The organism is Glutamicibacter sp. (assembly GCF_032154645.1).
Lineage (GTDB): Bacteria > Actinomycetota > Actinomycetes > Actinomycetales > Micrococcaceae > Glutamicibacter.
In genome coordinates, this window is sequence record NZ_JALDXV010000028.1 from 23233 (window position 1) to 33521 (window position 10289).

Sequence of the window (10289 nt, forward strand, 5' to 3'; positions counted from 1 at the left end):
AATTAATCGGTTCAAGCCTAATATGCCCGCGATCTCCCGCGACAAATGATGCTCCACACGCAATACTTAAGTCATGTTTGTCGTTGCGCTTAGCCCCCGGCCCCGGTCCGTCACCGATGTCGCCGCCGCCAGCGAGCAGCTGTGGGACCAACTCGACCAGGTGCGCACGCTTGCACCATTCACCGCCTTGTCAGGTCAGCTTCTACTCGGCGTTCCCGTCGATGCCGACGCCGCCGTCGACGCGATCCTGCGCACCGCCAGGCTGAACTTCTGCAATATCGGCCTGGGTGTCGGCAGCCTCTACGAACCAGTGCCCTCCGAGGCGGATTTGGTCGACGGGCGCGCCCTGCGCCGTGCACACGGGGCCCTGGATGCCGCGGAACACCGCGGTGAACGCGTACCGATCTGTGTATCCTCCGCAAACACAGAACTGGACGCGGAACTCGAAGGCCTGCTGCGCCTGATTGGACAGTCCATCCGCACCCGCACCGAATCGGAATGGGCGGTCGTCGACCTTCTGACGCCGGGCGTGCGCGGCCAGCAGAAGGCGGTAGCCCAAACCTTGGGAATCACGCCGCAGGCAGTCTCCGCAGCGATAGTGCGTTCCGGGTACAACGATGAACTCGGCGCCCGCTCCGGCATTGCCCGGCTCCTGGAATTCGCCGACCAACTCTAGGCCACAGTGTTCGATAGGCGCTAAATTGTTACCTTAAATTCGAACACATGTCCTATTAAACTAGCTATAATTTATATATGTCCGAAATGAGGGCGCAAAGACACCGCCTACCGTCACCCACCTTGCATCAAGATGTACAAGACTTGATGCAGCAGTTGGAGAACAAGCTGGCGTGGACCGAGATCCACGGCACTAAGGACGAGTGTGCCCGGGCAATTGAAGAACTTGAAACCATAGTGTCTGCCTACCACTACCATCAGGCGGCACTGGCTCATCAACTGGAGAAGGAAGTTTTTCGCGACCATGAAGAGCGCGGCGTTCACATTGACGACCTGGCCCGCGGAGCCGCTAGCACCATAGCCATGGCGCGACAGCAAGATTCTTCCGGCTATCGCAGCAAGCTCGTCTGCTATCGAATTCTTTTCGAAGACACTCCACAGCTGGCCGAGTGCTACTCACGCGGAGAATTCACCGAAGCTCAGATCGAGGCAATCCTCGCTCCGCTCAAGAAGATCAGCGCAGAGTACCGTACAGACTTCGACAACTACTTCGCTCAGAACCCTGACATCTTTGAATCTCAGGGGACTCGGCAGATTCATGACACCGTCAAAAAGTTCACCCTGCCATTTCTCTCCGACGACGACTGCCATGAAGCCGAGGACTCCGCCCAGAAGCGGCACATACGCTTCCGTCGCGATGGAAAGCTCCTCAAGTTCAGCGGTTGCCTGCCAGCCATTCAAGGCGTAGCCCTACGTGAGTACCTGCGGCACGAATCTTTTGTGATCAAACAGCACGGCGATCCTCGTACTCGCGCACAGGTACAAGCCGACCTATTGGTAGCGAATCTCGTTGCCGGGAACAAGCGCAAGCTTCCCATGGTCTTGGGCGTCAGCTTGATCATGACCGATAGGAGCCTGTTTCTGGGAGACAAGGAACCGGCATTCTTGGAAGGTTACGGCTATATCTCCTCGCAGATCGCCCGTGAATTGATTGCCGGCGACCTCCCCAGCGATGGAGTTAGTTTCAGGACTAGCACCCAGGAGAACTATCTCGACCAGATGGAGACATGCACCGAGATTACCCGGCTGTACACAGCTCCAGGCAACACCGAATTGATCGCGATGGATTCAAAGGCCAGGTTATTCCCTGAAAAACTCCGCGCCTTCATTCGGGTTCGGGATCGCTATTGCCGCACGCCCTACTGCAACGGGTTGGTTGAAGAAGCCGATCACATCATTCAGCATCATCGCGGCGGTCCAACCACTGCCAATAACAGTGGCGGCCGGTGCCCGATATGCAACAAGGCCAAAGAAGTACCTGGATGGGACGAGTGGGTTGCATTAGACAGCCCGCACAGCATCATTATCAACAATGCGGGCCTGCGATACATTTCGAAGTCACCACCGGCGACCGGGTTAGCGCATCAGGAATTCCCCCAAATGATGTGTGATTCGAAATGGATAAAGGGATTCAAGCGGCGGCAGACGCACGGAGCACGCTAACCCCCATGTCTCGCTGAAGGAAAAGCTCGATATTTTGCCTGCGCTCTCCTGCGTGCCGTGCGAAGTCGATTTTTACGAATCTTTTTCACCTGCACAATTGGTACCCATACCGCCGCATAAATTAGTACCGGGCCCATAGCAATCATCGTGACCCTGGCGAAGGTGTTAATCGTCGGCGTACTCGGTGCAGTTCCTACTGGGAGGTTGTCACTGGTGACATCGAAGTACACGCTGTCACCCGCGGCAAAACTGGGGCAGGTTTCAGCATTGCGATCCCACGATGTTGGCCGTTGATACTCAGCCTGCCCATTAGGGCTCATAGAAAGGTCAACGTAGCAGGACCGCGGTGAGGTGACGACATATCCTAGGTCTGGCCTGACGACTTCGGGGTTTCTGTCGCCGATGATCCCCATAATCAGAAGCCCCAGCCCCATTGCGAAAATAATCAGTGTTGTGATGCCTAGGTATAGGACCAGCAGGACATTGATCAGAAATCTTTTCACACAGCGATTGTAGTTTCCACTATTGGTGATTCAGCAATTCCTCTAGAACTATTGCTAGTCCATCGTCGTCGACGCCTTCGGTGACTGCATCGGCAACTTCTTTCACTTCATCCGGAGCCTGGCCCATAGCAATACCCATGGCGGCCCACTGAAGCATTTCAATATCATTGCGTCCATCGCCCACGGCAAGGGTGTCATCCGAATCAAACTTCAACACGGTGCGCAGTCTCTCCAAACCACTGGCTTTCGTCGTCCCCTCGGCCGCGATATCGAGCCATGCTGTCCACCCGACCGAATAGGTTACGCCCGAGAGGCCCAGACCCTGAACGGCCCTGCCAAAATCTTCTGCCGTGGCGTCAGTGGAAAACACCACCACACGGACCGCCTTGCTGTTGACCAGCTCTTCGAAATCCACCACTTGCGATTCGGCGCCGAAGCTGGCGTCGGTAAATACGTCGCTGGAGAGGAATTCGCCGCGCTCATTTTCCAGGGCGTACTTGGCGGTAGGCAGCGAACGCCACAAGGCTGCCAGAGCCAAGGAGGGATCGAACACTTCACGGTGGATGACTTGGACATCCTCTCCGTGGACCTTCGCAAGCACGCCACCGTTGCTGGCAACGATGTAGCCGTGCTCGATTCCGAGTTCGCGGACAATCGGCAGCGCAGCCCCCAGGGAGCGCCCAGTGGAAATAACCACCTCGTGACCGCGTCCAACGATTTCGCGGGCGGCCTCCCGCACTCGCTGGCTCATCTCGCCTTGATGGTTGACGATTGTTCCGTCGACATCGAGGCAAATCATCAGTTTTCTCATAGTCAGCCGGTCATCGTTGCCGGTCTTAGTCAATACAGTCATGCTTCCAGTGAACCACCACCCACGGAATTTAGCGATGATGCAAAGCACAAGTGCAGGTGAACAGCGTTTAAACAAACAAGCCGGCCCGAAGGCCGGCTTGCGAGTTTACTTCAGGACTTCAAGTCCACCCAGATAAGGCTGCAGCGCCTTGGGCACGTTCACGGTGCCGTCGGCGTTCTGGTGGGTTTCCAGAATCGCAACGATCCAGCGGGTGGTGGCCAAGGTTCCGTTCAAGGTAGCCACCGCGCGGGTCTTGCCCGGTTTGCCGTCGACGATCTCGCGTTCGCGGATGTTCAGGCGGCGGGCCTGGAAGGTGGTGCAATTGGAGGTCGAGGTCAACTCGCGGAAGGTCTCCTGCGTAGGAACCCAGGCCTCGCAGTCGAACTTGCGGGCGGCGCTCATGCCCAGATCGCCGGCGGCGGTGTCGATCACGCGGTAGGCCAACTCCATGCGGCCGAGCATGTCTTCCTCCATGGCCAGCAGCTTCTCGTGCTCTGCCTCGGCGTTCTCCACGCTGGTGTAGATGAACATTTCCAGCTTGTTGAACTGGTGTACGCGGATGATGCCGCGGGTGTCCTTGCCAGCCGAGCCGGCCTCGCGGCGGTAGCAGGAGGACCAGCCGGCGTAGCGGATCGGCCCCTCGGACAGGTCCATGATCTCGTTCGCGTGGTAACCGGCCAGGGCCACCTCGGAGGTGCCGACCAGGTACAGGTCATCGCGCTCGAGCTTGTAAATTTCGTCGTCGTGCTCAACGTCAAAACCGGTGCCCTGCATGGTTTCGGGGCGGACCAGGGTCGGGGTGATCATCGGAATGAAGCCGTGCTCGATGGCCACGTCAAGGGCCATGTTCATCATTGCGATTTCCAAGCGGGCGCCGATGCCCTTGAGGAAGTAGAAGCGAGATCCGGAGACCTTTGCGCCGCGCTCCATGTCGATGGCGTCGAGCTTTTCGGCGATCTGCAGGTGATCCAGCGGTTCAAAGCCCTCGGCCTTGAAGTCGCGGGGGGTGCCCACGTGCTTGACTACCGCGAAGTCGTCCTCGCCGCCGGCAGGGATGCCGTCGATGATCAGGTTCGGAATGGAACGCTGCAACGCTACGGACTTCGCACCTGCCTCGTCGGCGGCTGCCTGCGCGGATTTAACCGACGCGGCAAGTTCCTTGACCTCCGCCAGCAGCGCGGTGCGCTCCTCGCCCTTGGCCTGGCCGACCTTCTTGGAGAACGCGTTCTGCTCTGCGCGCAGGCGTTCGAAGGTGGCGATGGTTTCGCGACGCGCCGTGTCAGCTTCGATGAGCTGGTCAATCAGCGACTCGTCGGCACCGCGCGCGCGTTGCGAGGCGCGGTACAAATCCGGATTTTCGGTGAGCATTTTCAGGTCGATCACACGTTAAGGGTAGCAACCATGAGTACGATGAGAGCACTATGCAGACAAATCGAGCGATCCTTTTCTCTGCCGCGGCCATTGCGGCAGCCGCCGCGGCGACCAGTTGGTACTCGGTGCGCAAGCTTTCGGTCCCCGGTAAACCACTGAGCAAGCCGGCGGAGGCGGTGGCCCAGACTGAACCGACCAAGATTGCACTGATTGTCAATCCTTCCAAGTCACATGGCGATGAAGCAGAGGAGGCAATCGCCCGAGTCTGTTCCGAGGCGGGCCTCGATGCCCCGCTGATCCTGCATACGACACCGGAGAACGCAGGCCAGGAAGCCGCCCGTCAGGCGCTGGATGCAGGATGCGACACGGTAGTGGCAGCCGGTGGAGATGGCACCATCCGCGCGGTGGCGGAAGTCCTGGAAGGCACCGACGCCACGCTCGGCATCATTCCGCTGGGCACCGGCAACCTGTTGGCCCGCAATGTCGAGGTGCCGCTGGACGACCTGCATACCGCCGCCTTGGTCGCCGCGCGGGGCACTGTGCGCCGCATCGACGTGGGGCACATGACGCTGCAGCTGCTCGACGGCACGCAGGCAGACCACGCGTTCCTGGTCATCGCCGGGGTGGGTACTGACGCCGATCTCTTTGACGACACCGATGAGAACCTGAAGTCAAAGGTCGGCTGGCTCGCCTATTCACAGGCGGGCCTGCGCCAATTGCCCGGGCGCCGCAAGCGCGTGCATTTCAAACTCTCCGGCGACGCCCAATGGCAAACGCGTAAGGTTCGCTCGGTGCTCTTCGCCAACTGCGGCAAGCTGCAGGGCCTCGACTTCGTTCCCGACGCTAAACTCGACGACGGCGTCCTGGATACCGTGGTGCTCTCTCCGCGCTCCGCGGCGGGCTGGAGCTGGATCTTCTTGAAGACGGCGTTCCGCGCGAAGAACAAGATCCCCGTGATGAGCTTCTACCCGACCAGCGGAGTGTCGCTGCGCTGCGCCGAGCCGATGAACACTCAGATCGACGGGGATCCCACCGGCCAGGTCAACGAGCTCGAGGTTTCATTGAACCCCGGCTCGCTGCGCCTGCGCACCCCCTAGAGGCGGTCGCGCAGCGACTGAACCCAACCCCGGGCGTCGATAAACGCCTCGTCAGAGTTGTGCGTGTCGACGAATGGCGCGACGCCCTGGGCCGCCGGATAGGAGCCGAGGAACCGCAGCTCCGGGCACAAACGATGCAGCCCCGACAGTGCCGCCGCGACGCGCTCCTCGCCCACGTGGCCTTCGACGTCCACGGAGAAGAAGTACTTGCCCAAACCCTCGCCGGTAGGACGCGACTCGATGCGCGAAAGGTTCACGCCGCGAGCGGTGAACTGCTCCAAGATGCCCATCAAGGCACCGGGGCGGTCTTCTGCCAGCGGCAGGATCAGCGTGGATTTGTCCACTCCGGTCATTCTCGGAATCCTCCCCGGGCGGGTGACCAGAATGAATCGGGTGACGGCGCCCAGGTTGTCCTCGACCCCGCTCACCAGCACCTTCAGACCGCGCTCCTCGGCCACCAGAGGGCTGCAGATCGCAGCATCATGGTGCTGCTCCGGGTCCAAGAGCCCCAGTGCGCCGGCTGCGGTGGAGGACGCCGGCGAAAATACCGCTGCCGGAATATTTGCCTCGGCCCACAAACGGCACTGCGCCCAGGCATGCCCATGGGTGGATACCTGCTTGATCTGGCTCAGCTCATCAATGCCCTCGCGGACCGCGAGCACAAAGGTAATCGGCACCAGAATTTCCGCGACGATCTGTAGCGACTGGCCGGTGGCAATGGAATCAAGAGTTGCAGAAACACCGCCTTCCACCGAGTTTTCGATGGGGACGACCGCCGCGTCGACGTCTCCGTCGCGCACCATCGACAATGCCACGTTCACGTTCGCGGCGGGGATGCGTTCAGCGTCGACGGCACCGTCCACCTGCAGCAGTGCGGCTTCGGTGAATGTGCCCGACGGGCCGAGATAAGCGTATTTCATCGGACGGTTGGTTCCTGACCGTTCTCTGATTCCATCGGCAGATTGGCTTCGATCCACGAATCCGAGCCGCCAGCGATATTGAAGGCCGTGTAGCCCAAACCCGTCAGCCAGGCGGCCGCCTGCGCCGAGCGCCCGCCGGTGCGGCAGATGACATAGGTGTCGACGTCCGGGTCCAATTCGCCCACGCGCTCCGGCAGGGTGCCCAACACGATGTGGGTGGCTCCGGCGGCGTGGCCCGCCTCCCATTCGAAGTCCTCACGCACATCCAGAATAAAAGCGTCCTTGGGTACCTCGGTGACTGATACAGTCTCGAAATCGCTCACGGTTGGCGTTCCTCTCTCATTGGGTGTTTGCTTTTAAGACTAGTCATTTCCTGCGTCGAAAGCCGAAATCTTGACCCACAGCGCCCTGAGATTGCGTGACCAGCTGGCCAGTGGAGAGATCTCCAGCCGCGAAGCCACCGAGTACTACCTCAAGCAAATTACAGATCAGCGCAGCCTTGGTGCTTTTGTGCACGTGGCAGATGATGCGATGGAAGCCGCGGCCCGAGCCGATGAGGCGTTCGCCAAAGACCGCGCAGGGATCGGCAGGCTCCACGGCATGCCCACAGCCTTCAAAGACCTCAACGACGTGGCCGGCATGCCGACGACCTTCGGTTCGGCAGCGGTGAAACACAAGGTCGCGGTCCGCGACCATTCGCTGGTGAGGCAGCTGCGTAGCGAGGGCGTGGTGATCCTCGGCAAGACCCAGGTGCCGGAGTTTGGGTTGAGCAGCTACTCCGAAAACCTGGTATCGGACCCTTCGCGCAACCCCTTGGATCCAACGCGCTCCTCCGGAGGTTCTTCGGGTGGGCAGGCGGCGGCAGTGGCCGCCGGAATGATTCCCGTCGGGCCCGGCTCCGACGGCGGCGGCTCGGTGCGCATTCCTGCCGCAGCCTGTGGGCTGTTGGGCCTCAAACCATCTCTTGGCCGCATTCCCAGCGACGTGGTTGAGGGATATTCGGACGGATTCGGCGCTCCGAAGCTCACAGTGTCAGGTCCGTTGGCCCGCTCTGCGCTGGACGCCGCCATGCTCATGGATGCCATGCGCGGGGTCGACGAGTACCTCCCCCTGCTGCAGTCGGGATTTGCTGAGCAGCTTTCGGGGTTGAAGATCGGCTACAGCGCTCAATCTCCCTTTGAATCCGCCTACGAAATCTCCCTGGACCAGGCCGCGCGCGATGCTTTCACCCAGGGCCGCAAGCTTCTTGCGCGACACCATCAAGTGGTCCCCGCCAAGCTGAACTATGCAGGCGACTATCCTGAAACCTTCGCCGCGGTATGGACCAGCGGGCTGAAGGACATGCCCTTGGACGACGAGTCGAAGCTGGGAGAACTGGCCAGGGATTTCCGGCGCCGCGCACAGGTGCGCAGCACCGAGCAAAGCCAGCAGGCAGCCGCGAGAATACGGCAAATAGCTGCCGACTTCGTCACCCAGTGGTCTGCCTACGACGTGATCCTCACTCCTGCCCTGGCAACGACGCCACCGCAGCTGGGTCACTATACCCAAGGTTCAGCGGATCGCGATTATATGTTGCAGTGCCAATACTCCCCCTATAGCTCCATGGTGAACGTCGCCTCAGTGGCTGCAATTACTGTTCCCGTCAGTACCACTAAAGATGGGTTTGTCATGGGAATTCAGCTGATTTCTCCGCGTTCTAACGAGGGTATTCTGCTTGCGTTAGCGTCGCAGATCTCAATGTGACCTTTCCTACATAAGTAGGTAATCACGTAAAGAAAAGCGAAAAATATTACGTATGTCTACTGCAACATCGAGCACCCAGAGCAAGGGAAAGACCTTTTTTGGTCACCCGAGAGCGCTCGCAAATCTCTTCAGCGTGGAAATGTGGGAACGATTCTCCTTCTACGGCATGCAGGGTTTGCTGGCCTACTACATGTACTACTCAGTCACCGATGGTGGCCTGGGCATGGACGAGACCTTGGCCTTGTCCCTGGTCGGCGCCTACGGCGGCACGGTGTACCTGTCCACCATCTTGGGCGCTTGGCTCTCTGACCGCCTCTTCGGTTCGGAACGAGTTCTCTTCTACTCAGCCGTCGGCATCATGGCAGGCCACGTGGCCCTGGCACTGCTGCCGGGCTACATCGGCCTGATCGTAGGCCTGGTCTTAGTTGCCGTCGGCTCGGGCGGCCTGAAGGCCAACGCCACCGCTCTGGTCGGCTCCCTGTACGAAAAGGATGACCCGCGCATCGACGCCGGATTCTCCATCTTCTACATGGGCGTCAATATCGGCGGCCTGCTCGGCCCACTGCTGACCGGCTGGCTGCAGGTGAACTACGGCTTCCACGTAGGCTTTGCCGCGGCAGCCATCGGTATGGGTATCGGTCTGAGCATCTACGCTGCAGGACGAAAGAACCTGCCGAAGTCTGCAAGCATTCCTAACAACCCGCTGCCAGCCAATGAGCGCAAGCGTTACGTTGTCATCTTTGCCGCCGTGATCGTACTGATCATCGCCGCTTTCGCCACCAAGATCGTGACCCCGGAAAACCTGGCAAGCTCCCTTGCCTACGTGGTGATCGTGGCATCGATCATCTACTTCACCTTGATCCTGCGTAGCAAGAAGGTCAACGCCACCGAGCGCAAGCACGTTGTGGCTTTCATTCCGTTCTACATCGGTTCCGCAGCATTCTGGGCGCTGTTCCAGCAGCAGTTCACCTTTATCGCCGCTTACTCGGATGCACGACTGGACCGCCACATCGGCAACTGGGAAATGCCTCCGAGCTGGGTCACCTCGATCAACCCAATTTTCATCATCATCTTCGCCGGTGTCTTCGCGGCGATGTGGACCAAATTGGGCGACCGCCAGCCTCCGACTGCCATTAAGTTCGGACTGGCTCTGATCATCGTGGGCATTGCATTCCTGTCGTTCATTCCGCTGGAATCCTTCGAAAAGACTCCCCTGCTGGCCCTGGTCGGCATCTTGCTGCTATGCACCTTTGCCGAGCTGCTGCTGTCCCCCGTCGGTCAGGCTGTCACCACCAAACTGGCCCCAGCGGCTTTCGGTACACAGATGATTGCACTGTTCTTCCTGTCGATTTCCCTGGGCACCACCCTTTCGGGCGTGCTTGCCGGGTACTACACCGAGGGCAATGAGATCGCCTACTTCATCGGCATGGGCGGCACCGCCGCCATCCTGGGTATCGCCATGATTGCCGCTACCCCGGCGCTGAAGAAGCTCATGGGTTCGGTCCGCTAGAACCTGCTCAGCTAGAACCAACAAAACGGCCTTCATTTGAAGGCCGTTTTTGTTTAAGAATGTTTTGTATCGGGACATCGGTAACAGTTCTGCATCAACACATCGGTAACGCTT

The 10289-nt window shown here is 59.6% G+C and carries 10 protein-coding genes; 5 read left to right on the forward strand and 5 right to left on the reverse strand.

Features of this window, described 5'->3' with window-relative positions; translation table 11 throughout:
• The first annotated feature begins 73 nt into the window (after positions 1-73).
• Together RUH64_RS16115 and RUH64_RS16120 are read left to right on the forward strand one after the other, a co-directional pair.
• Positions 74-676, forward strand: coding sequence for a hypothetical protein (locus RUH64_RS16115; RefSeq protein ID WP_313814758.1), 603 nt, complete (start codon positions 74-76; stop codon positions 674-676).
• A 77-nt stretch (positions 677-753) separates the two neighbouring features.
• Positions 754-2178 carry a DUF222 domain-containing protein gene (locus RUH64_RS16120; protein ID WP_313814760.1) on the forward strand — a complete coding sequence of 475 codons (1425 nt, stop codon included), beginning with the start codon at positions 754-756 and terminating at the stop codon, positions 2176-2178.
• Here the strand turns inward: RUH64_RS16120 and RUH64_RS16125 are convergent.
• The 3 genes from RUH64_RS16125 to serS form a co-directional block, all read right to left on the reverse strand.
• On the reverse strand, positions 2175-2681 hold the full coding sequence (locus RUH64_RS16125) for a hypothetical protein (RefSeq protein ID WP_313814761.1): 507 nt from the start codon (positions 2679-2681) through the stop codon (positions 2175-2177). The genes RUH64_RS16120 and RUH64_RS16125 overlap by 4 nt on opposite strands.
• 19 nt (positions 2682-2700) lie before the next feature.
• Positions 2701-3534 carry an HAD family hydrolase gene (locus RUH64_RS16130; RefSeq protein WP_313814762.1) on the reverse strand — a complete coding sequence of 278 codons (834 nt, stop codon included), beginning with the start codon at positions 3532-3534 and terminating at the stop codon, positions 2701-2703.
• 105 nt (positions 3535-3639) lie between these two features.
• Positions 3640-4917, reverse strand: coding sequence for a serine--tRNA ligase (gene serS, locus RUH64_RS16135; RefSeq protein WP_313814763.1), 1278 nt, complete (start codon positions 4915-4917; stop codon positions 3640-3642).
• Positions 4918-4955: 38 nt separating this feature from the next.
• On the opposite strand from serS, the gene RUH64_RS16140 reads away from it, so the two are divergent.
• Complete coding sequence (locus RUH64_RS16140; protein WP_313814764.1) at positions 4956-6002, forward strand: diacylglycerol kinase family protein; 1047 nt, start codon at positions 4956-4958, stop codon at positions 6000-6002.
• Here RUH64_RS16140 and pheA read toward each other — a convergent pair.
• Positions 5999-6922, reverse strand: coding sequence for a prephenate dehydratase (pheA, locus tag RUH64_RS16145; RefSeq protein ID WP_313814766.1), 924 nt, complete (start codon positions 6920-6922; stop codon positions 5999-6001). The genes RUH64_RS16140 and pheA overlap by 4 nt on opposite strands.
• Positions 6919-7245 (reverse strand): rhodanese-like domain-containing protein, encoded by a 327-nt coding sequence (locus tag RUH64_RS16150; protein WP_313814767.1) that lies wholly within the window; start codon positions 7243-7245, stop codon positions 6919-6921. The genes pheA and RUH64_RS16150 overlap by 4 nt, the downstream gene beginning before the upstream one ends.
• A 70-nt stretch (positions 7246-7315) precedes the next feature.
• Here RUH64_RS16150 and RUH64_RS16155 point away from each other — a divergent pair, with 70 nt between their 5' ends.
• Both RUH64_RS16155 and RUH64_RS16160 read left to right on the forward strand, forming a co-directional pair.
• A complete protein-coding gene (locus RUH64_RS16155) occupies positions 7316-8665 on the forward strand; it encodes an amidase (protein WP_313814768.1) in 1350 nt (449 codons plus the stop codon).
• A 52-nt stretch (positions 8666-8717) separates the two neighbouring features.
• A complete protein-coding gene (locus RUH64_RS16160) occupies positions 8718-10175 on the forward strand; it encodes an oligopeptide:H+ symporter (RefSeq protein ID WP_313814769.1) in 1458 nt (485 codons plus the stop codon).
• The last annotated feature ends 114 nt before the right edge of the window (positions 10176-10289 follow it).

Bases quoted from the DNA above. Each gene is read 5' to 3' on its own strand.
- RUH64_RS16115 (WP_313814758.1), top strand. From the start codon at position 74: ATGTTTGTCGTTGCGCTTAGCCCCCGGCCCCGGTCCGTCACCGATGTC.
- RUH64_RS16120 (WP_313814760.1), top strand. From the start codon at position 754: ATGTCCGAAATGAGGGCGCAAAGACACCGCCTACCGTCACCCACCTTG.
- RUH64_RS16130 (WP_313814762.1), bottom strand. From the start codon at position 3,534: ATGACTGTATTGACTAAGACCGGCAACGATGACCGGCTGACTATGAGA.
- RUH64_RS16140 (WP_313814764.1), top strand. From the start codon at position 4,956: ATGCAGACAAATCGAGCGATCCTTTTCTCTGCCGCGGCCATTGCGGCA.
- pheA (WP_313814766.1), bottom strand. From the start codon at position 6,922: ATGAAATACGCTTATCTCGGCCCGTCGGGCACATTCACCGAAGCCGCA.
- RUH64_RS16160 (WP_313814769.1), top strand. From the start codon at position 8,718: ATGTCTACTGCAACATCGAGCACCCAGAGCAAGGGAAAGACCTTTTTT.